20 protein-coding genes are annotated in these 20,462 nt (G+C 63.3%); all 20 read left to right on the top strand.

The window, feature by feature from the left end:
- On the top strand, positions 1 to 282 hold a 282-nt coding region (locus M729_RS01000000136345; protein ID WP_245267681.1), incomplete at its 5' end, for a zincin-like metallopeptidase domain-containing protein.
- Positions 279 to 422, top strand: coding sequence for a hypothetical protein (locus tag M729_RS1000000138685; RefSeq protein WP_156949362.1), 144 nt, complete (start codon positions 279 to 281; stop codon positions 420 to 422). The genes M729_RS01000000136345 and M729_RS1000000138685, both read left to right, overlap by 4 nt.
- Positions 419 to 829, top strand: coding sequence for a DUF2958 domain-containing protein (locus tag M729_RS0132580; protein ID WP_027164084.1), 411 nt, complete (start codon positions 419 to 421; stop codon positions 827 to 829). The genes M729_RS1000000138685 and M729_RS0132580 overlap by 4 nt, the downstream gene beginning before the upstream one ends.
- A gap of 84 nt (positions 830 to 913) precedes the next feature.
- Positions 914 to 2,641: a ParB/RepB/Spo0J family partition protein gene (locus M729_RS0132575; protein WP_027164083.1), complete on the top strand. Its 1,728-nt coding sequence runs from the start codon at positions 914 to 916 to the stop codon at positions 2,639 to 2,641.
- A gap of 521 nt (positions 2,642 to 3,162) precedes the next feature.
- The gene (locus tag M729_RS0132570) at positions 3,163 to 3,486 is read left to right on the top strand and encodes a DUF736 domain-containing protein (RefSeq protein ID WP_027164082.1); all 324 of its coding nucleotides are present in this window, start codon (positions 3,163 to 3,165) and stop codon (positions 3,484 to 3,486) included.
- A gap of 150 nt (positions 3,487 to 3,636) precedes the next feature.
- A complete protein-coding gene (locus M729_RS0132565; RefSeq protein WP_027164081.1) occupies positions 3,637 to 3,873 on the top strand; it encodes a helix-turn-helix domain-containing protein in 237 nt (78 codons plus the stop codon).
- On the top strand, positions 3,870 to 4,421 hold the full coding sequence (locus tag M729_RS0132560; protein ID WP_027164080.1) for a S26 family signal peptidase: 552 nt from the start codon (positions 3,870 to 3,872) through the stop codon (positions 4,419 to 4,421). The genes M729_RS0132565 and M729_RS0132560 overlap by 4 nt, the downstream gene beginning before the upstream one ends.
- The gene (locus M729_RS0132555) at positions 4,409 to 5,092 is read left to right on the top strand and encodes a lytic transglycosylase domain-containing protein (protein WP_027164079.1); all 684 of its coding nucleotides are present in this window, start codon (positions 4,409 to 4,411) and stop codon (positions 5,090 to 5,092) included. Before M729_RS0132560 ends, M729_RS0132555 begins: the two co-directional genes overlap by 13 nt.
- Positions 5,093 to 5,271: 179 nt before the next feature.
- Positions 5,272 to 7,242: a relaxase/mobilization nuclease RlxS gene (rlxS, locus tag M729_RS0132550; protein ID WP_027164078.1), complete on the top strand. Its 1,971-nt coding sequence runs from the start codon at positions 5,272 to 5,274 to the stop codon at positions 7,240 to 7,242.
- A 664-nt stretch (positions 7,243 to 7,906) separates the two neighbouring features.
- Positions 7,907 to 9,730 (top strand): glutamine--fructose-6-phosphate transaminase (isomerizing), encoded by a 1,824-nt coding sequence (glmS, locus tag M729_RS0132545; RefSeq protein WP_027164077.1) that lies wholly within the window; start codon positions 7,907 to 7,909, stop codon positions 9,728 to 9,730.
- A gap of 343 nt (positions 9,731 to 10,073) precedes the next feature.
- A complete protein-coding gene (locus M729_RS0132540; protein ID WP_027164076.1) occupies positions 10,074 to 12,104 on the top strand; it encodes a conjugal transfer protein TraG in 2,031 nt (676 codons plus the stop codon).
- 117 nt (positions 12,105 to 12,221) lie between these two features.
- Positions 12,222 to 12,635, top strand: a complete 414-nt coding sequence (locus M729_RS0132535; RefSeq protein ID WP_027164075.1) for a CopG family transcriptional regulator — start codon at positions 12,222 to 12,224, stop codon at positions 12,633 to 12,635.
- Positions 12,632 to 13,600, top strand: a complete 969-nt coding sequence (gene trbB / locus M729_RS0132530; RefSeq protein WP_027164074.1) for a P-type conjugative transfer ATPase TrbB — start codon at positions 12,632 to 12,634, stop codon at positions 13,598 to 13,600. Before M729_RS0132535 ends, trbB begins: the two co-directional genes overlap by 4 nt.
- An 11-nt stretch (positions 13,601 to 13,611) precedes the next feature.
- Entirely contained in the window at positions 13,612 to 13,920 is a 309-nt protein-coding gene (locus M729_RS0132525) for a TrbC/VirB2 family protein (protein ID WP_027164073.1), read from the top strand.
- Positions 13,920 to 14,189: a VirB3 family type IV secretion system protein gene (locus M729_RS0132520; RefSeq protein WP_027164072.1), complete on the top strand. Its 270-nt coding sequence runs from the start codon at positions 13,920 to 13,922 to the stop codon at positions 14,187 to 14,189. The genes M729_RS0132525 and M729_RS0132520 overlap by 1 nt, the downstream gene beginning before the upstream one ends.
- Positions 14,183 to 16,633: a conjugal transfer protein TrbE gene (gene trbE / locus M729_RS0132515; protein WP_027164071.1), complete on the top strand. Its 2,451-nt coding sequence runs from the start codon at positions 14,183 to 14,185 to the stop codon at positions 16,631 to 16,633. Before M729_RS0132520 ends, trbE begins: the two co-directional genes overlap by 7 nt.
- The gene (gene trbJ / locus M729_RS0132510) at positions 16,630 to 17,355 is read left to right on the top strand and encodes a P-type conjugative transfer protein TrbJ (RefSeq protein WP_027164070.1); all 726 of its coding nucleotides are present in this window, start codon (positions 16,630 to 16,632) and stop codon (positions 17,353 to 17,355) included. The genes trbE and trbJ overlap by 4 nt, the downstream gene beginning before the upstream one ends.
- A 30-nt stretch (positions 17,356 to 17,385) precedes the next feature.
- The gene (trbL, locus tag M729_RS0132505) at positions 17,386 to 18,708 is read left to right on the top strand and encodes a P-type conjugative transfer protein TrbL (protein ID WP_027164069.1); all 1,323 of its coding nucleotides are present in this window, start codon (positions 17,386 to 17,388) and stop codon (positions 18,706 to 18,708) included.
- On the top strand, positions 18,709 to 19,440 hold the full coding sequence (gene trbF, locus M729_RS0132500; protein ID WP_027164068.1) for a conjugal transfer protein TrbF: 732 nt from the start codon (positions 18,709 to 18,711) through the stop codon (positions 19,438 to 19,440).
- Positions 19,430 to 20,458 (top strand): P-type conjugative transfer protein TrbG, encoded by a 1,029-nt coding sequence (gene trbG / locus M729_RS0132495; protein ID WP_027164067.1) that lies wholly within the window; start codon positions 19,430 to 19,432, stop codon positions 20,456 to 20,458. The genes trbF and trbG overlap by 11 nt, the downstream gene beginning before the upstream one ends.
- The last annotated feature ends 4 nt before the right edge of the window (positions 20,459 to 20,462 follow it).

The raw sequence follows: 20,462 nt of genomic DNA, 5'->3' as shown, positions 1-20,462 counted from the left end.
CACCCGACGCGCCTTGCGCGCGACCTCTCCGGCTCGTTCGGCTGCAAGGCCTATGCGCGCGAGGAACTGGTCGCTGAAATCTGCGCAGCCTTCGTCTGCAGCAGTATCGGCATCGAGCCGACCGTGCGCCATGCCGATTATATCGGCTCATGGCTGACGGTCCTGCGTGAGGACAATCGCGCCATCTTCCGCGCCGCCAGCCATGCCTCGAAAGCCGCCGATCTCCTGCTCGGCTTCAATGCCGACGTCGAAGGCGAGGCGCATGCCGAAATCGCCGCATGAGCGCGCCCGATCGCCATGCCGACAGGCTTGCGCTCCGGATGGCGCGCGATGCGGCCGCGCCGCGCACAAGCCACTCGATCGGCGTGTTGTCTCAGCCGCTCTCAATCAGCACCAACCGTTTTGAAGGAACGCCGCAATGATCCTCATCACCGACGAACTGCGCCTTCTTCTGCTTACCAATGGCGCTGCCGAGACCGAAACCGACCATGTTCCGGTCGTGAAACTGTTCAATCCGGTCGGCTCCGCCACCTGGCTTCTGAGCGATCTCGACGCCGACGGCGATACACTCTTCGGCCTTTGTGATCTCGGTTTCGGCTTCCCTGAACTGGGCAGCGTCAGCCTTGCCGAGCTCCAGGCAGTCAAGGGACCGCTTGGCCTGGGCATCGAGCGCGACCTGTACTTCAAGGCGCGGTTTCCGCTCTCTGTCTATGCCGAAGCCGCTCGGCTATGCGGCCACATCACCGAGGCCGAACGGCTCTTGCGGCAGGCCGCCGCCGCCCTCTCGCTTTCCTCTCCCGAGCTTCCGCCCGACCGGGCGGAACAATAGCGCCATCCGGCGCAAAACCGTCGCGCCGCTCGGCCTGCGGCCTCGCGGTCGGACACTTTCAGGCCACAGCAAAGGAGAAAGACCATGCAGCTTGCCCACGTTTCCATCGACCAATTGAGCGTCGCCGCCGCCAACATGCGACATTCCAAACGCGCGCCCGACATCTCCGACATCCTGCCGTCGGTGCGTGCGCGCGGCGTCCTCGTTCCGCTACTGGTGCGGCCCAACGGCTCGCCCGAAACGTTCGAGATCGTCGCCGGACGGCGACGCTATTTCGCCGCCAAGACCGTCGCCGACGAGCGCGGCGAGGCCGAGCCGCTGCCATGCGCCATCATGGAGGATGGTGACGACGCCGACGCGCTCGAAGCCTCCCTGATCGAAAACATCACCCGCCTCGATCCCGACGAGGTCTCGCAATGGGAAACCTTTACCCGCCTCATCAGGGAAGGTCGCACCATTGCCGATATCGCGGCCACTTTCGGCCTCACCCAGCATCAGGTGAAGCGCATTCTGGCGCTCGGCGAGCTTCTGCCTAGGATTCGCGAAGCCTATCGCCGCGAGGAAATCGACGCCGAGACGGTGCGCCACCTCACCATGGCCTCGAAGGCGCAGCAGAAGGACTGGCTGGCGCTTTTTGCCGATCCCGACAACCGCGCGCCGCGCGGCTGGCAATTGAAGCAATGGCTGTTTGGCGGCCAGTCGATCTCGACCAAGGTGGCGCTTTTTGCCATCGAGGATTATCCCGGCCTGATCGTCTCCGATCTGTTCGGCGAGGAAAGCTATTTTGCCGACGCCGACCTGTTCTGGCTCAAGCAGAACGAGGCGATAGCCGCCAGACGCGACGCCTATCGTGAGGCCGGATGGAGCGACGTGATCGTGCTCGAGCCGGGTCAGCATTTCCACGCATGGGACTACGAAAAGACGCCGAAGAAGAAGGGCGGCAAGGTCTTCATATCAGTCTCGCATCGCGGCGAGGTCGGGTGTCACGAGGGCTGGCTATCGCGCAAGGAAGCCCGCCGCGCCCGCGCCAATGGCGAGGCCGCTGAGGCCGAGACCCCGGATAAACTGTCGCGGCCCGAACTCACCGGACCGATGCAGAACTATGTCGATCTGCACCGCCATGCCGCCGTGCGCTTGGACCTGCTCGACCATCCGCCAGCGGCACTTCGCCTGATGGTGGCGCATGCGATCGCCGGCTCAAGCCTGTGGCAGGTGCGCATCGAGCCGCAGCGCGCCGCCAACCAGATCGTGGCCGCGAGCCTCGCAGCCTGCAAGGCCGAGGCCGCCTTCGCGAATAAGCGGCGTGCGGTCCTGGCGCTGCTTGGACGATCCGACGAGGATGGCACAATCGCTGGCGGCAATGGCGGCGACATCGGCACGGCAAGCCTGTTTGCGCATCTGCTGACGCTGTCCGACGACGATGTCCTGCGCGTCCTTGGCATCGTCATGGCCGAGACGCTTGCAGCCGGCAGCGCCGTCATCGAGGCGCTCGGCAATCATCTGAATGTCGACCTCGCCGCTTGCTGGCAACCGGACGACGCCTTCTTCGAGCTGTTGCGCGACAAGGAAATTGCCAATTCCATGCTAGCCGAACTCGGCGGCAAGCATGTCGCGGACGGCAATGTCGCCGAGAAGGTGAAGACGCAAAAGACGATCATCCGCGACTTTCTTTCCGGCGAGAACGGCCGCGAGAAGGTGGGAAGCTGGCTGCCGCGCTGGATGAAATTCCCGGTCGAAAGCTACACGCAGCGAGGCGGCTTGCGCACCGCCGATCAATGGGCCCGGGTCCGCTCCCTGTTCGGCTGCCAATAGACGTCAGGCTGGGCGGCGGCCTCCAAAGTGGCCGCCGCTCGGCATCGTACCCCGGTCGCAATGGCCGCATGTTCGTGACCTTTGCCCCGTCTCACGCGGCACGGTCCAAACCGCCTTGATCCCGCCGATCAATCAGCCAACCGGATGCTTGCGTGGGTCCCGACCTGTGCGCACGATCTCGATCGGCATGGCGCGGCATCAGCCGCAGTCCTCCGATCCCGGCCCTTCCTGGTTGGCTGCAGCGACCGCGCTTGCCACGAACTCCATGCTCGTTGCCAGGACCATCCCCTGCGGCTGGCTTGTTGACCTATGGACGGGTCCGGCCGCCCGAAACCTTCGCCAGCAGCTTTTTTCCCCGCCGCCTGCGGCGGCTTCCTCGCGCCGCTCCGCTGCAAAAAAGCTGCCTGCTCGGGTCCTCCGCTGGCGCTTCGGCCCTGTCGGGTTCAGGCGCTCCGGACGCGTCCATCACGGTCCGCCATCGCAGGGGATGGTCCCCGGCGACAGCAAAAGGAGACTTCGAAATGACCGCGATCGGTTACGTCAACAAGCAGGAAAACGGCGCCTACAAGGGCCAGCTCAAGACCCTCAGCGTCCGCGCCGAGATCGACATCATCCCCAACCAGGCCAAGAGCGCCGACAACCATCCCGACTACCGGGTGCTGACGCAAGGGGTCGAAGTTGGCGCCGGCTGGATCCGCACCGGTGAGACGTCCGGCAAGGATTATGTGAGCCTGTCGATTGCAGCGCCGGAGTTCGGACCCCGCAAGCTCTACGCCAATCTGGGCCGCGCCGCCGGCCAGGACGATGACGACACCTACGCCATCATCTGGAACCCGGCCGATTGATCCGATCGGCCCCGAGCCTCGCGCCGCAACCGGCGCGGGGCTCTTGCCAAAGAGCGGCGAAAACTCGCCCCCCACTCTTCGCCCGTCCCCGGGGCGACCTCGTTCGCCCATCCTCGCCGTCGCTTCTCCTTAAGCGACACGAGGACAATTATGGACGACGAAAACGAACGCGCCGCCCGCGCCAAGAAGGGCAGTCCGTTTCTCAACACAGCCCAAGCCGCCTTCTACATAGGGCTCTCCCAGCGCACGCTGGAAAAGATGCGGCTCATCGGCGGCGGCCCGAAATTCCGCAAGCATGGCCGTTATGTGCGCTACCACATCGACGAACTCGACGAGTGGTCGAAAGGCCAGAAGGTAACCGGTTCCGGGGATGGGGGCCGCCCATGAGCCGGCGGCGTCCCTCCATCCGTCTGACCGGCAGCCGCCTGCGTCGCGTTCGCGCGACAAGGGCGATCGCCGCGACCGGGATTGCCCTGGGGCTGATTGCCTTTGGCCCCCTTGCAAACCCGTCCCCCTGGCTGGTCTGGAACGCCTCGGCGAGCGCGCCGGTCGGCCTCTATCGCGTCGTGGCGGGACCGCCCGCACGCGGCGACCTGGTGCTCACAGACGCACCCGAAGCCATCGCCGGCCTCGCTGCCGAACGCGGCTATCTCCCGCACCGCGTTCCCCTTGTAAAGCACATTGCCGCGCTGCCGCACGAACGTGTCTGCGCCTTCAACGAGGCGATCATCATCGGCGGCAAGATCGTTGCGCGTCGGCTCGCAACCGACATCCAAGGCCGTCCGCTGCCCTGGTGGAGCGGCTGCCGCGCGCTCGCCGACGACGAATTCTTCGTGCTGAACGGCGAGGCGCCGCGCTCTTTCGACAGCCGCTATTTCGGGCCGGTGCCGGCCGCGAATGTCATCGGGAGGCTCGTGCCGCTATGGACCGAGTGACCCTCCTGATGCTTGGCATGATCGCTGTCGCGCCATGCGCCTGTTCCGCCTCGACCGGCGCTGAGCCGGTCGCCATCTCCCAAAGTCCGCAGCTTGGAAAATGGCAGCACTTCGTTGCCGAAGCAAGCAAGCGTTTCCGTATTCCCCAGGCGTGGATTTACGCGGTGATCGATGCCGAAAGCAGGGGCAGGACGATGCTCGACGGCCGGCCAATCACCTCGCGCGCCGGTGCCATGGGTCTCATGCAACTGATGCCGGAAACGTATGAGGACATGCGCGTGGCACATGGTCTCGGCCCAAATCCACACGATCCGCGCGACAACATTCTGGCCGGCACGGCCTATCTCCGCACCATGTATGACCGCTTCGGGTTCCCCGGCCTGTTTGCCGCTTACAACGCCGGCCCCGAGCGCTACGAGGCGCATCGGAAGCGCGGCAAGCCGCTGCCGAAAGAGACCGTCGACTACCTCAAGCAGCTCGGAGCGGCCGGGGTATCGGCCACCGACATGAATGGTTTCAAGGGCAGATCTGTCGCTCCAGCCAGGCAAAATGCGCTCTCGGGGGGCTCGCTGTTTTTCCTGCAAAATGGTGTTGGCGCCGGCGCGCGAAACGGCGATCTCTTCGTGCCGCTGGCGACGGACGTCGCACAGGTCAAGCAGCCGGACCGCTAGCCAAGGGCGGGCCGGACGCGTCCGAAGGGGCAGGGCGCGTAAGGCAAGATAAAGGCACCGCCTCCATGAGGCGGTGAAGTGTTTGTCTGCACATCTTTTTTGCCGGAGGCAGCGTCCAGCGCCAGGAGAGCTTTGGAGCGCAAATGGCTGGTTCGACTCTGTAAAAACGCGGAGGCTACATGCAGGATGACGAGTTCAGACCCAAGCTCGGGAAGATAGGCTCCCGTGGCTCGAAGGCAGGCAAACGCTTTGCCGGCCAGGTCCGGGCGGCGATCAACCGAGCCGGTGGCCGGCCCCAGCGTGGTGGCCGCTTCGTGGGGAGCCGGACGGGCCGCGGCGGGGCGACGGCCGCGCTGCTGAAGTCACGCGATCGCCATGCAGCCTTCCGCCAGCGCCGGGTCGTCATCAAGGCGCGTGTCGTCAAGCTTTCCGGCAAGAGCGCGGACGGGGCGCGTGCGCATCTGCGCTACATCCAGCGCGCCGGCGTCACCCGGGACGGCGCGCCTGGCGAGCTCTATGGCGCCGAAAGCGACCGCGTCGCCGGCAAGGACTTCCTCGATCGTGCCGATGGCGATCGCCATCAATTCCGCTTCATCGTCGCACCCGAGGACGGCATCGAATTTGACGACCTCAAGCCGCTGACGCGGCGGCTCATGGCGCAGATGGAGGAGGATCTCGGCACGAAGCTCGACTGGGTTGCCGTGGATCATTTCAACACCGGTCATCCGCACACCCACATCATCGTGCGTGGCAAGGACGATCGCGGTGAGAATCTCGTCATAGCGCGCGAATACATCTCGAGCGGCATCCGCGAGCGCGCCGCCGAGCTGGTCAGCCTCGATCTCGGTCCGCGCACCGACCACGAGATCGAGCACCGCCTGCGTCAGGAAATGGAGCAGGAACGGTTCACCAGCATCGACCGCCGCCTGCTGCAACTGCGTGACGACAGTGGGCTCGTTTCGCCGGATAGGCGCGACGCGTTTCGGCAAACCTTGGAGCAGGGGCGCCTGCGCAAGCTCGAGCGGATGCATCTGGCCGAAGAGATCAGCTCGGGTCGCTGGCGCCTCGATGACGGGCTAGAAGCGACGCTACGCCGCATGGGGGAACGCGGCGACATCATCAAGACCATGCATCGCGAGCTGACGGGCAGAGGGATTTCCCGCAGGGCCGCCGATTGGGTGATCCATGATCGATCCGGCGAGCTGGTCGACCCTGTCGTCGGCCGTGTTGTCGCGCGCGGGCTGGCCGACGAGCTCACCGACCGGCATTACCTGATCGTCGACGGTGTTGACGGCAAGACCCGATACATCGACATCGGCAAAGGCGAAGCGACAGAGCCGACGCCCGACGGCTACATCGTGCGTGTCGCGCCGAGGAACACAGAACCCAGGCAGGTTGACCGCACGGTGGCCGAAATCGCGGCTGCCCATGACGGCCGCTACAGCATCGACATTCACCTAAAGCACGATCCGACCGCCAACGACCGCTTCGCCGAAACGCATGTCCGTCGGCTGGAGGCGATCCGGCGCGCTACCGTCGGCGTGGAGCGCCAGCCCGACGGCACCTGGATCATCGCGCCGGATCACCTCCATCGTGTCACCGCCTACGAGCGCCAGCAGGCGAGGACCCAACCTGTCACGGTCGACAAGCTCTCTTCCATGCCTCTGCAGCGGCAGGTTGGTTTTGACGGCGCCACCTGGCTCGACAGCCAGCTGGTCTCCGATGGATCAGAGAGGTGGCGAAATTCGGGCTTCGGCCGTGAAGCCCAGGAGGCGCGGAGCCGCCGACAGCAGTGGCTGATCGCGCAAGGCCTTGCCCATGAGGAGCAGGATCGGATCGTGTATCGCGCCAATATGATCGCGATCCTCCGCCAGCGCGAGCTGAACCGTGTTGCCGGCCAGCTCTCGGAAGAGCTCGGTCTATCTTATGCTGAAACGCGACCCGGAGACCGGGTAGAGGGCACGCTCCGCCGCTCAGTTGAGCTCGCCAGCGGCAAATATGCCGTTATCGAGAAATCGCGCGAATTCGTGCTCGTCCCGTGGCGGCCGGTGCTCGAGCGGCATATCGGCAAAGAGGTTTCCGGCCTTGTGCAACGCGAGGGTATCTCTTGGAACATCGGTCGGCAAAGGAGTGGGCCAAGCGTTTCGTGACTTTCATGGCAGCCATGCGCAGGCGCGGTCTTAGGGTTGTCTGCCGTGGATGCGCTCCACATGCCATGAGGCATAAAGGTGGCACGACGCGTCCGCCCGCTTGCATGGGCAGCCAAAATTGGGGCTGATAGCGCCCCATTCGCATCGGCATCGATCTCTGATGCACGATCAATCGACCAACGCGGAAGACGGGAATGCGCTGGGCAGCAGAGGAAAGTAGCACTGCAAATGATTCTTAGGGCCATCGGCAGAGCCTGGCATTCCGCTTTGTCTAAGATCGACACAGCCCGGTTGCGGCGGCAGCGCAGGAAACTCCGCGACTAGGTCGGCCACCGGACAATCCTAGTGCCACGAGGGACAGCTTGCACGGACGATTTGCGCGGCCGGCTCGGTCGAAAGCCCGCAAATCACGACAGTTGGTGGCGAATTTGACGGCTTTCTCACTCTCTGAGACGGGTGAAGCTGGGGTCAGGAGACCTGTTTAGCCGAGGTCAAAGGTCCTCTCGCCGGGTCGTCAAACACGTTTCCCGACTATCCGCTGGCTGGATGGCAGCTATCCCAACAATCGATTTTACCTCTTTCGCCGAATTCCACTAGGGGCTGAGCGGTGGCGGGTTCCTTCGCGCCGACTGAGGCTACCGGGAAGAAGAATTCGGAGACGATCATGTGCGGGATTGTTGGCATCGTTGGGCATCAGCCAGTGTCGGAGCGGTTGGTTGACGCGTTGAAGCGGCTCGAATATCGCGGCTATGACTCAGCCGGCGTTGCCACCATTTGCGAGGGCTCGTTGAACTGCCGGCGCGCCAAGGGCAAGCTTGTCAATCTCGAGAGAAGATTGAAGGAAGAGCCGCTGAACGGCACCATCGGCATCGCACACACGCGTTGGGCAACCCATGGGGCACCCACTGAGCGCAACGCGCACCCGCACATTGCGGAGGGTGTGGCCGTGGTTCACAACGGCATCATCGAGAATTTCGCCGAGTTGAAGGACGAACTGGCGGCGGCGGGCGCCGAGTTCCAGACCGATACCGACACCGAAGTCGTCGTTCATCTCTTGGCAAGATACCGCAGGGAGGGCATGGGGCGGGGCGAGGCCATGCACGCCATGCTGAAGCGCGTCAGCGGTGCCTACGCCCTTGCCGTTCTCTTTGAGGATGATCCGTCGATCATCATGGCGGCGCGCAACGGACCCCCATTGGCGATCGGTCACGGCGACGGCGAGATGTTCCTGGGCTCCGACGCCATCGCGCTTGCTCCCTTCACAAATGCAATCACCTATCTCGTCGACGGCGACTGGGCCGTTATCAGCAAGACAGGCGCCGATATCTTCAATTTCGATGGCCATCCCGTCGAGCGTCCACGCCAGACTTCCCTTGCCGGGGCATACTTGGCCGATAAGGGCAATTATCGCCATTTCATGGAGAAGGAAATTCATGAGCAGCCCGAGGTTGTCGCCCGTGCGCTCGCTCATCACATCAATTCCGAAGGGAATCCCATCGACACGGCTTCTTGCATAGATTTTGCCAGCATCCCGAGCCTGGCGATCTCGGCTTGCGGCACAGCCTATCTGGCTGGACTGATCGCAAAATACTGGTTCGAGCGCTATGCGCGCCTGCCGGTCGAAATCGACGTCGCGTCCGAATTCCGCTACCGGGAGATCCCATTGCCGCCGCACTCGGCGGCTCTTTTCGTTTCGCAGTCCGGTGAAACCGCCGACACGCTCGCATCTCTGAGATACTGCAAGGGGCGTGGGCTGACGACCGGCGCTGTCGTCAACAGCCGGGAATCGACCATCGCGCGGGAGGCCGACGCGGTCTTCCCAATCCTTGCCGGGCCGGAGATCGGCGTCGCCTCCACCAAGGCTTTCACCTGCCAGCTTGTGGTTCTTGCCACACTCGCCATTGGTGCTGCCAGGGCCCGTGGAACGGTAACCGAAGCTGAGGCGAGGGCCCTCGTCGCGAGCCTTGCCGAAATGCCGCGAATCATGCGCCAGGTCCTGAACAGCATCAAGCCAGATGTCGAGCTCCTGGCGCGCGAACTGTCAAAGTGCCATGACGTCCTGTATCTCGGCCGCGGCACCAGTTTCCCACTGGCCATGGAAGGTGCGCTGAAGCTCAAGGAGATTTCCTACATCCATGCCGAGGGATATGCGGCTGGTGAATTGAAGCATGGTCCGCTCGCATTGGTCGACGAAAACATGCCAGTGATCGTCATCGCGCCACATGATCGCTTTTTCGACAAGACCGTCTCCAACATGGAGGAAGCGGCCGCCAGGGGAGGACGGATCATCCTCATCACTGATGAGAAAGGCGCCGCTGCTTCGAAACTCAAAACGATGCACACGATTGTCCTGCCGACCGTCGACGAGATTATCGCGCCAATGATCTTTGCCCTGCCGATACAGCTTCTTGCCTATGACACGGCTGTCTTCATGGGCAAAGATGTCGACCAACCGCGCAATCTCGCAAAATCGGTTACCGTCGAATGATTTGTGACGGCCCGTCCATACCAAACACGCCGGAGCAAAGCGCGTCATCGGCCACTTGGATGTCGAGGAGATGCCGATCCGTTGAGCTGCCTGTGGATCGCTCGCGCTAAACGCATGCATGCGTTTTGATCAGACGAAGCAAAAACACAGAATAGGTCGCGATCGCCGAGGGCGGCCATGGCCGGTGACCCAGTCTGCGGCGCGGGCTCCAGGCACGTAAAAGGCTGCTCTGTGAGCGATCCGGCCCATTCCCCATCGCACCTGGTCGTGCGTAGTGTGCATTTCAGTTCACATCGCGCTGCGCGATGCTTGCCCCCGACGTTCAGAACAGCGGAGCAAGCCAATGACGCCCACGAAGTTGCTGATTGGGCAGATTGCCGTCGTATTCGCAATCGTCATCCTCGGGGTGTGGGCGGCCACGCAGTGGTGCGCCCACATGCTGGGTCATCAGCCGCCACTCGGCACGCCGTGGTTTGTCGTGGCTGGCTGGCCGATCTACAAGCCGTGGAAACTGTTCGAATGGTGGTACCATTTCGACGCCTATGCGCCCGAGGTCTTCGATAAGGCCGGTGCGCTCGCCGGCGCCAGTGGGTTCGTGGGCTGTGCCGCAGCCATCGCGGGCTCGCTCTGGCGCGCGCGACAGCTCGGATCAGTGACGACCTATGGCTCGTCAAGGTGGGCAACAACTCAGGAGATCGAGAGGGCAGGCCTGTTTCGACCGGGCGGCGTTTTCCTCGGCAAGCTGAAGGATCGCTATCTGCGACATGACGGACCCGAGCACGTCATGGCCTTTGCCCCAACACGATCAGGCAAGGGCGTCGGACTGGTTGTTCCAACGCTTCTGTCCTGGACCGGGTCGGCCGTCATTCACGATATCAAAGGCGAGAATTGGCAATTGACCTCCGGCTGGCGGTCGAAATTCTCCTATTGTCTTCTCTTCAATCCGACGGATCCCAGGTCGGCGCGCTATAACCCGTTGCTTGAGGTGCGAAAGGGTCCGCAAGAGGTCCGCGACGTCCAGAACATCGCCGACATCCTGGTAGATCCGGAAGGTGCGCTGGATCGCCGGAACCACTGGGAGAAGACAAGTCATTCCCTCCTCGTCGGCGCCGTTTTGCACGTTCTCTATGCCGAAGAGGAAAAGACGCTTGCCCGCGTCGCCACTTTCCTGTCGGACCCGCAACGTTCCTTTTCCGCGACGCTGCAGCGGATGATGACCACCAACCATCTGGGCACGCCTGACCAGCCTGAGGTCCATCCGGTGGTGGCCTCGGCGGCACGCGAGGTGCTGAACAAATCGGAAAACGAGCGTTCGGGTGTTTTATCGACCGCCATGTCGTTCCTCGGGCTCTATCGCGACCCGACAGTTGCGGCGGCAACATCGGCCTGCGACTGGCGCATTGTCGATCTCATGGATGCCGAGCGACCGATGTCGCTCTATCTGGTCGTGCCGCCGTCGGACATCTCGCGCACCAAGCCTTTGGTGCGACTGATCCTGAACCAGATCGGCAGGCGCCTGACGGAGCGCCTTGAGGGCGACCCTAACAAGGGTCGCAAACATCGGCTCCTCATGATGCTCGACGAATTCCCGGCGCTCGGTCGGCTAGATTTCTTCGAGACCGCGCTCGCCTTCATGGCCGGCTACGGCATTCGCGCTTACTTGATCGCGCAATCCCTGAACCAGATATCCAAGGCCTACGGCGAGAACAGTGCCATTCTCGACAACTGCCATGTGCGCATTGCCTTTTCCTCAAATGACGACCGCACGGCCAAGCGCATCTCGGACGCGCTCGGCACGGCGACGGAACTGAGATCCATGCGCAACTATGCCGGCCATCGTCTGGCCCCCTGGCTGTCGCACGTCATGGTCAGCCGCCAGGAAACGGCCCGACCGCTGCTGACTCCTGGCGAGGTGATGCAGCTGCCCCTGAACGACGAGCTGGTGCTGATTTCAGGGCTGCCGCCATTGCGCGCGCAGAAGCTGCGCTACTACCAGGATCGGAATTTCACGGAACGCGTGCTACCGTCCCCGGTGCTGCGGGACGGCACTTACGCCGACTGTCCCGCTTCGCGCCCGGACGATTGGACTGGACAGGTCCGCGGCGTTGACAGCCGTCTGGCTGCAGGCGACGAGATTGCCGACGCGGCGATCGGGGACGAGGGTGGCGTCCAGCAGCAGCGACATCCAGCTCTGCCAGAAGATCAAGTCGTGCTTTCTCAAGAAACTGACCAGGGCGATCTTTTCAAATCTGTTGACGATGACAGCGAGCCGGTCGCCGACAAGCGTGTCATGGATCGGATTTCGACGGCTGCCCGCGCCTACGGCATCAACGAGGGAAGGGGCGACGACAAAGACATCGTGCCCGGCTTCTGAACGCCGCTTCCTGACGGCGTATTTCGGCGTAGATAACGGCGATAAGCTTTCTTGGGCATCTGGCGGATGCTTGTTCCCGTCGCCGGCGCGCCGGCGCTGGCAGCTGGAACAAGCCACATGAAGCCCCGCCGCATTCGTCACCAGTTTCTGCTTGAGTTTGAGCTGAGCGAGAAGCTGGACAAACTCAGTCGTGATCCTTCGACCACCAAATCGGCGATTGTCGCGAAGGCGGTGGAAGCCTTCATCGAGCGCCGTGGCGAGAATGAGCTCGACAAACGCTACGGCGTACGGCTCGACCGTCTTTCTCGCGACCTCGCTTATGTCAGGCGCGACGTCGAGATGATGCTGGAGAGCCTGGCGCTCTTCATCCGCTTTTCGATCACGCTTCACGCCCACACGCCGGTCCCGGACAGGGCAACGCAGGCCGTTGGCCAGGAGCGCTTCGACAAATTTGTCGAGCAGGTGGGTCGGCAGATCGCTTCCGGGAAGCGATCGCTTGGCAAAGACAATGACGTGGGAGGGGAAGGGTGAACTCTCATCCGGAAGCTGACCACCGCCGCAGCGCGATGCTGCGCACCGCCATGGGTCCGGCGATCACCAAAGCGCTCTCCGATCCATTGATCATCGAGGTGATGGTCAATCCCGACGGAGCACTGCGGCTCGATCGGCTCGGAGAAGGCCTGGTCGACACAGGCGTGCACATCCATCCTACCGAGGCGGAGCGCATCGTCCGCCTCGTCGCTTCCCATGTGCGCGCCGAAGCGCATGCGGATAATCCGATCGTCAGCGCCGAACTGCCGTCGGGCGAGCGGTTCGAAGGCCTGCTGCCACCCGTGGTGCTGGCGCCATGCTTTGCTATTCGTAAGCCTGCCGCAAAACTCTACACCCTGGCCGATTATGTCGCCGACCGCGTCATGCTGCCGCTGCAGGCCGATGCGTTGAAGGGAGCCGTCCGCGAGCGGCGCAACATCCTGATCGCAGGCGGCACGTCCTCGGGCAAGACAACCCTTGCCAATGCGCTGCTGGCCGTCGCCGCCGACTGCGACGAGCGGGTGATCCTGATCGAGGATACGCGCGAACTTCAATGCGCAGCAAAAGACTGCGTTGCGCTGAGGACGAGGCGGGGTTCGGTCACGCTCGCCGATCTCGTGCGTTCGACACTGCGCCTCAGACCCGATCGCATCATCGTCGGCGAGATCAGAGGCGCCGAAGCGCTCGACATGCTGAAGGCATGGAACACCGGTCACCCAGGCGGCATCGCCACGGTTCATGCCAACTCGGCGCGGTCTGCCCTCTACCGCATCGAGCAGCTCGCACAGGAAGCCGTGGTCGCCGTTCCCCGCCGGCTCATCGCCGAGGCGATAGATCTGATCGTCTTCATCGCTGGCCGCGGATCCTCGCGCCGCATCGAGGCGATCGCCGAGGTCACTGGTCTCGACAGCAGTGGCGACTACGCCGTCACCCAGCTCACGCTTCCGCAACTCCAGCAACTCTGAAAGGTCATTTCATGCGCAAGAAGCTTCGCTTTCTCTGGGCCACCGCGCTCGCTTTTCTTCTCACGTTTCCGGCATACGCCGCCGGCTCCGGCATGCCTTGGGAGCAGCCGCTGCAGCAAATCTTGGAATCGGTGCAGGGTCCGGTCGCCAAGATCATCGCGGTCATCATCATCATCACCACCGGCCTGACACTCGCCTTTGGCGACACGGCAGGTGGGTTCCGTCGGCTCATCCAGATTGTCTTCGGTCTGTCGATCGCCTTTGCCGCATCGAGCTTCTTCCTCTCCTTCTTCTCCTTTGGCGGCGGGGCACTCGTCTGATGCTGGCCGGAGAGCACATAGAAGGCTTCGAGGTTCCGGTTCACCGGGCACTGACCGAACCGATCCTGCTCGGCGGCGCGCCGCGAGCGGTGGCGATCCTCAATGGCACCGTTGCCGCGGCCATCGGGCTTGGCTTGCAGCAGTGGATTGCCGGACTGGTGCTGTGGATCTGCGGGCACACTGTGGCTGTCTTCGCGGCCCGCCGCGACCCGGACTTCGCCGGCGTGCTCGTCCGCCACCTTCGCCTGAGGGGGTGGCTTGCATGCTGAATCTTTCGGAATATCGGGGCAAGGCCGACCGGCTTGCCGATCATCTGCCTTGGGCCGCACTGATAGCACCAGGCATCGTGCTCAACAAGGACGGCAGCTTCCAGCGCACATTCGCATTTCGCGGCCCTGATCTCGAGAGTGCAACAGAAGCCGAACTCATCGGCATCTGCGCGCGAGCCAACAATGCGCTCAGACGCCTCGGCTCTGGCTGGGCATTGTTCTTCGAGGCCGAGCGCATCGAGGCGCTGGGCTATCCAGACTCGCGCTTCCCCGACGCTGCGTCATGGTTGGTCGACGAAGAACGGCGCGCGGCCTTTCAAGGCAAGGTCGCGCACTACGAGAGCCGCTACCACCTGACGCTGGCGTTCATGCCGCCGCCGGATAGCCAGGCGCGGGCGCAAAGCGCTCTCGTCGACTCGCATCATTCACAAGGCGAGAGAGAGTGGCGCCAGGAACTGGCGCGGTTCCGGGACGAGACCGGCCGCGTGCAGGATCTCCTGTCGAGCTTGATGCCCGAAATACGCGCACTGGATGATGCCGAGACGCTGACTTACCTGCACGGCACGATCTCGACCAGCCGCAATCCAGTCGCCGTGCCGGAAACGCCGATCTATCTCGACGGCATCCTGGTCGATGCGCCGCTTACTGGCGGATTGGAGCCGATGCTTGGCGACCAACATCTGCGCACGCTCACCATTCTCGGTTTTCCGAATGTCACACGGCCCGGAATTCTCGACGCGCTCAACCACCAGGATTTCGCCTATCGCTGGATGACACGCTTCATTCCGCTCGACAAGACGGAGGCCACCAAGACGCTGACACGGTTTCGGCGGCAGTGGTTTGCCAAGCGCAAGTCGATCGCGGCCATCCTGCGCGAGGTGGTGACCAGTGAACCTGTCCCGCTCGTCGACAGCGACGCCGAAAACAAGGCGCTCGATGCCGACGCCGCACTCCAGGCGTTAGGCGGCGATCATGTCGGGTTTGGCTATCTGACGACGACGGTGACGGTATGGGACGAGGACCATCAAGCCGCCGCGGCCAAACTTCGCGCGGTCGAGCGCGTCGTCAATGGCCTCGGCTTCGCCACGATCCGTGAAGGCGTGAATGCGGTCGAGGCCTGGCTCGGCTCGTTGCCCGGCCATGTTTACGCGAATGTGCGCCAGCCGCTCGTTCACACATTGAACCTCGCCCACTTGATGCCGCTTTCCTCGATGTGGGCCGGCCCGGCGGCGAACGAGCATCTCGCCAAGGCAATCCAGGCAGAGGCCCCGCCGCTTCTCTTCGCCTCAACCAGCGGGTCGACACCGTTCCGGCTCTCCACCCACGTCGACGATGTCGGCCACATGCTGATCGTGGGACCGACTGGTGCCGGCAAGTCGGTTCTCGTTGCCCTCTTCGCGCTGCAGTTCCGACGCTATGCCGGCGCGCAGGTCTATGTCTTCGACAAAGGCAATTCAGCCCGCGCCGCAATTCTTGCCATGGGTGGAGAGCACCACGCGCTGCGTGCGCACGGTGCGCTTGCCTTCCAGCCGCTGCGCAAGGTTGATGATCCGGCCATCCGCAGCTGGGCGGCCGAATGGATCGCCGGACTCATCGCTCATGAGAACGTCACCGTCACCCCAGAAGCGAAAGAGGCAATCTGGTCGGCGCTCACCAGTCTTGCAACCGCGCCGGCACAGGAACGCACACTCACCGGCTTGTCGCTCTTGCTTCAGTCCAACGCGCTGAAGTCCGCATTGATGCCCTACACGCTCGACGGCCCCTTCGGCCGATTGCTCGACGCGGATGACGATCGGCTGGCCTTGTCGGACGTGCAGTGCTTCGAGACCGAAGAGCTGATGCACAGCCAAGGCGCTGTTCTGCCGGTGCTCACCTATCTTTTCCATCGCCTCGAAGCGCGGTTCGATGGGCGACCGACCTTGCTCATGCTCGACGAGGCTTGGCTCTATCTCGACAATCCGCTCTTTGCCGCCCGCCTGCGCGAATGGCTGAAGGTACTGCGCAAGAAGAACGTCTCCGTCATTTTCGCCACGCAGTCACTGGCCGACATCGCCGGCTCTGCAATCGCACCGGCTATCATCGAGAGCTGCCCGCAGCGCATCTTTCTTCCCAACGATCGTGCCGTGGAACCGCAGGCACGGGAAGCCTACGAGCGTTTCGGCCTGAACGAGCGGCAGATCGAACTGGTCGCGCGCGCCACGCCGAAGCGGCACTACTATCTGCAATCGCGCCGCGGCAATCGTCTGTTCGACCTGGGCTTGGGCGTCATCGCGCTTGCGCTATGCGGTGCCTCCGATCCCGCCAGCCAGACTCTGATCGACAGGATCCTGTCGGAGCACGGGCAGGACGGCTTTGCCTCCCACTTCCTAAATGCCCGCGGTCACGAGTGGGCCGCCGAGCTTCTCCGCCAATTCCCTCAACCAGACATGGAGCAATCGTCATGATGCGGCGCCGTTTCCTTTCCGGCCTGATCACCCTTTCCCTCCTCGCCAAACCGATGGCCGACTATGTCCAGCCAGCCTATGCGCTCATTGTCTTCGATCCGTCGAACTATACCCAGAACGTGCTGACGGCGGCGCGCTCGCTGGAGCAGATCAACAACCAGATCCAGTCGCTCCAGAACCAGGCGACCATGCTGCAGAACATGGCGCGCAACCTTCATAGGCTGGATTTTTCTTCGGTGGGCCAGCTCACCGGTTCGCTGCAGCGAATCGACGGCCTCATGGACCAGGCGAGTGGCCTGAGTTTTGATCTGGGCAAGCTGCAGGACCAGTGGCGCAATCAATATCCCGAAAGCTACGACGCCACGATCAAGGTCAGCGATGTGGCAACCGCAGCGCGCGAGCGCTGGCAGAGCGCCATGCAGGCGTTCCGGCAGACGATGGGTGTCCAGTCGCAGATCCTCGCGAACGTCCGCGGCGATCGCGACCTGCTTGCTGATCTCGTCAACCGCAGCCAGGGTGCTGCCGGTGCGCTTGAGGCAAGCCAGGCCACCAACCAACTGATCGCGCTGTCAACCAAGCAGCAGATGCAGATCCAGACGCTGCTCGCGACGCAGTTTCGCGCTGAGGCGGAGGACGCGGCTCGCAAGGCGCAGTCTGAAGAAGCCGCCCGCCAGACGACAAAGCGATTCCTCGGCACCGGCACGGCCTATCCCGCCAACTGATCACCAGTTCTTTCACGAGGGGAAGGCGGAATGAACGACCTCGGGGTCATCGATCGCTTCATGGAGACTTTCATCCGCTATATCGACAGCGGGTTCGGTCTGCTGTCGGGCGATGTCGCCTTCCTCACCACGACGCTGATCGGCATCGACATCACGTTAGCCGGGCTCGCTTGGGCATTCGCCGGCGAGCCCAACATTCTGGGCCGCCTCGTCCGCAAGGTGCTCTATGTCGGCGTTTTCGCTTTCATCCTGAACAATTTCAAGAACCTCGCCGACATTATATACCGCTCCTTTGCCGGGCTGGGCATCAACGCTTCTGCCGACAATCTTTCCCCCGACAATCTCCTGCGGCCCGGACGTATTGCCGCCACAGGCTTTGAGGGCGCCTGGCCGCTGCTCGATCAAGCGAGCCAGCTTCTTGGCTTTCCTGAAATCTTCGGCAACGCGCTCACCATTTTCGTGCTGCTCGTGGCCTGGTTCCTGGTCATCATCGCCTTCTTCATTCTTTCCATCCAGCTCTTCATCACCATTCTGGAGTTCAAGCTCACCACTCTCGCCGGATTCGTTCTGGTGCCCTTCGCACTCTGGAACCGGTCGGCGTTTCTGGCCGAGCGTGTGCTCGGCAACGTGATCTCGTCGGGCATCAAGGTGATGGTGCTTGGCGTCGTCGTCGGCATCGGCTCCACACTGTTCGGCGAGTTCGCTTCCGCGCTGCAAGGCAAGGAGCCGGATTTGGCCGCAGCCATGTCGCAGGTGTTGGGCGCGTTGGCGCTTCTTGGGCTAGGGATCTTCGGGCCTGGAATAGCATCCGGTCTCGTCTCGGGCGCCCCGCAGCTTGGTGCGGGCGCCGCACTGGGTACGGCCGCGGCCGCGGCCGGTGCATCACTCGTTGCCGGAGGTGCCGCGGTCGCTGGCGCGCGCGTGGCAGCTGATGGCGGGCTTGCCGCAATTCGAGCCGGCACGACCATCGGTTCGGCAGCTTCCTCAGCGTGGCAGTTGGGGCGTGCAACCTCGCCTGACTCCGGCCTGTCCGGTGTGGCTGCTGGGATGCAGGGCGTGGCGGGTGCCGCCAGTGGCGCCGCGATGCGAGCGGCACGATCTGCCGCGGGAACCTTCGGGCGCAGCGCCGATGCCGGGCGCCAAGCCGCATGGACCGCGACCGGCGGATCGCCTGTCGCGACGATAACTGAAAGTGCTGCGGGTTCGACCGCCGATGCGGCCCCTGGCTGGGCCAGGCGCCTGCGTACCCAGCAGTCTGCGCGAGCTCACCGCCACGCCGCCATGCAGGCCGTGCGTGATGGTGACAGACCGGGCGGTAGCGCCAATCCCTCTCTCAACGACAAGGACGACTAGATGCTCTTCAGGCGATCCGTTCAACGCTACGGCAAGACACCCGAGCCCACTACACCGTACCAGAGGGCGGGCCACATGTGGGATGAGCGCATCGGCTCATCGCGGGTGCAGGCCCGCAATTGGCGGCTGATGGCTCTTGGCTGCCTGGCGTTGGCAACCGGGCTCTCGGGCGGGCTCATTTGGCAGTCCATGCAGAGCCGGGTTGTGCCATACGTCGTCGAGGTCGACCGCTTTGGCGAGGCGCGCGCCGTAGCCCCGGCAATCCAGGACTACGAGCCAACGGATGCCCAGATCGCATGGCATCTTGGCCGCTTCATCCAGAATATCCGTTCCGTTTCCACCGATCCGGTGTTGGTGCGGCAGAACTGGTTGGCGGCCTATGACTTTGCCACCGACCGCGCCGCGCACTTTCTCAACGAATATGCCAAGGCGAACGACCCTTTCGGTCAGATCGGCACGCGCAGCGTGTCCGTCCAGGTGACCAGCGTGGTGCGGGCTTCCGACAGCTCGTTCCAGGTCAAATGGACCGAGCAGGTATTTGAGCGCGGCAGCCTTGCCAGCACGACCCGCTGGACGGCGATCCTCACGGTCATGATCCGGCCGCCAAGCAATGCGGACCAACTGCGCAAGAATCCGCTCGGCGTCTTCATCAACGCCATCGATTGGTCGCGCGAGCTCGACAGCGCCGCGCCGTCATCCGTTTCCCCCAAGGAGCCCGCCAATGACAAATAGAGTCCCATCGCTCCGTGCCGCGCTGATCCTGTCGGCCTCAGCCGCGGTGCTGTCGGCCTGCGCGTCCAAGCCGGTGCCACCGCCCGAGATTTCCTATGACGCGGCCGACTTCAAGGCAGCGTCGATCGAGAAGCCGCCGGAGCAACCGGTCAAGATCGTCGAGGTGCCAAAGCCGCTACCGCTTCCCGGCCAGTTGCAGCCTGACCCGGTCAAGGTCGCCGAAGACAAGCGCTCACCTGAAGAACGCGTTGCCGATGCCAACAAGGCCGCAACCCGGCAGCCAACCAGGTATGGCTATGTCAACGCGGTCCAGATCTATCCCTTCACCGACGGTGCGCTTTATCAGCTCTTTGCCGCGCCGGAGCGCGTCACCGATATCGCTCTGCAGCCGGGCGAGAAGCTGACAGCCGTGTCCGCCGGGGACACGGTCCGGTGGGTCATAGGCGATACCGTCAGTGGCACCGGTGACAGTCAGCGCACCCATGTTTTGGTGAAGCCGTTTGCGCCCGAGCTTACCACAAATCTGGTGATCACCACGGATCGACGCACCTATCACTTGCAGCTCCAAAGCACGGAGAAGACCGCAATGGCGGCCATCTCTTGGACTTACAGCGAAGACCAGATCCTTGCGCTGCGCCGGCGAAACGTTCAGGCCGAGGCTGCTACGCCGGTCGCGTCGAATGTTGCGCTCGAAAATATCCGATTCCGCTATTCAATAGCCGGCGACACACCGCCCTGGAGACCGACACGGGCCTTTGACGACGGCAGCAAGGTCTATATCGAATTCCCGCGCCGCATCGATCAGGGCGAGGCGCCGCCGCTCTTCATCGTCGGTGCTGGCGGCGGCAATCAGCTGGTCAACTACCGCATGCGCGGCAACTACTACATCGTCGATCGCCTGTTCGCCGCGGCCGAACTGCGCCTCGGCGCCAAGCCGCAGCAGGTCGTGCGCATCACAAGGATTGACGGTCGGCAATTGCCGCGTCGGATGCCACTGTTTGCCGGTTTTGGCAGGTGAGGGG

The organism is Mesorhizobium sp. WSM1293 (genome assembly GCF_000513875.1).
Taxonomy (GTDB): Bacteria; Pseudomonadota; Alphaproteobacteria; order Rhizobiales; family Rhizobiaceae; genus Mesorhizobium; species Mesorhizobium ciceri.
Note: the sequence above shows the minus strand (reverse complement) of the source record. Positions and strands in the feature narration are given on the sequence as shown.

Bases quoted from the DNA above. Each gene is read 5' to 3' on its own strand.
- trbG (WP_027164067.1), top strand. From the start codon at position 19,430: ATGACAAATAGAGTCCCATCGCTCCGTGCCGCGCTGATCCTGTCGGCC.
- M729_RS0132570 (WP_027164082.1), top strand. From the start codon at position 3,163: ATGACCGCGATCGGTTACGTCAACAAGCAGGAAAACGGCGCCTACAAG.
- M729_RS0132535 (WP_027164075.1), top strand. From the start codon at position 12,222: ATGAAGCCCCGCCGCATTCGTCACCAGTTTCTGCTTGAGTTTGAGCTG.
- glmS (WP_027164077.1), top strand. From the start codon at position 7,907: ATGTGCGGGATTGTTGGCATCGTTGGGCATCAGCCAGTGTCGGAGCGG.
- rlxS (WP_027164078.1), top strand. From the start codon at position 5,272: ATGCAGGATGACGAGTTCAGACCCAAGCTCGGGAAGATAGGCTCCCGT.
- trbF (WP_027164068.1), top strand. From the start codon at position 18,709: ATGCTCTTCAGGCGATCCGTTCAACGCTACGGCAAGACACCCGAGCCC.
- M729_RS0132575 (WP_027164083.1), top strand. From the start codon at position 914: ATGCAGCTTGCCCACGTTTCCATCGACCAATTGAGCGTCGCCGCCGCC.
- trbE (WP_027164071.1), top strand. From the start codon at position 14,183: ATGCTGAATCTTTCGGAATATCGGGGCAAGGCCGACCGGCTTGCCGAT.
- M729_RS0132565 (WP_027164081.1), top strand. From the start codon at position 3,637: ATGGACGACGAAAACGAACGCGCCGCCCGCGCCAAGAAGGGCAGTCCG.
- M729_RS0132555 (WP_027164079.1), top strand. From the start codon at position 4,409: ATGGACCGAGTGACCCTCCTGATGCTTGGCATGATCGCTGTCGCGCCA.
- trbJ (WP_027164070.1), top strand. From the start codon at position 16,630: ATGATGCGGCGCCGTTTCCTTTCCGGCCTGATCACCCTTTCCCTCCTC.
- M729_RS0132580 (WP_027164084.1), top strand. From the start codon at position 419: ATGATCCTCATCACCGACGAACTGCGCCTTCTTCTGCTTACCAATGGC.
- M729_RS0132525 (WP_027164073.1), top strand. From the start codon at position 13,612: ATGCGCAAGAAGCTTCGCTTTCTCTGGGCCACCGCGCTCGCTTTTCTT.
- M729_RS1000000138685 (WP_156949362.1), top strand. From the start codon at position 279: ATGAGCGCGCCCGATCGCCATGCCGACAGGCTTGCGCTCCGGATGGCG.
- trbL (WP_027164069.1), top strand. From the start codon at position 17,386: ATGAACGACCTCGGGGTCATCGATCGCTTCATGGAGACTTTCATCCGC.
- M729_RS0132540 (WP_027164076.1), top strand. From the start codon at position 10,074: ATGACGCCCACGAAGTTGCTGATTGGGCAGATTGCCGTCGTATTCGCA.
- M729_RS0132520 (WP_027164072.1), top strand. From the start codon at position 13,920: ATGCTGGCCGGAGAGCACATAGAAGGCTTCGAGGTTCCGGTTCACCGG.
- M729_RS0132560 (WP_027164080.1), top strand. From the start codon at position 3,870: ATGAGCCGGCGGCGTCCCTCCATCCGTCTGACCGGCAGCCGCCTGCGT.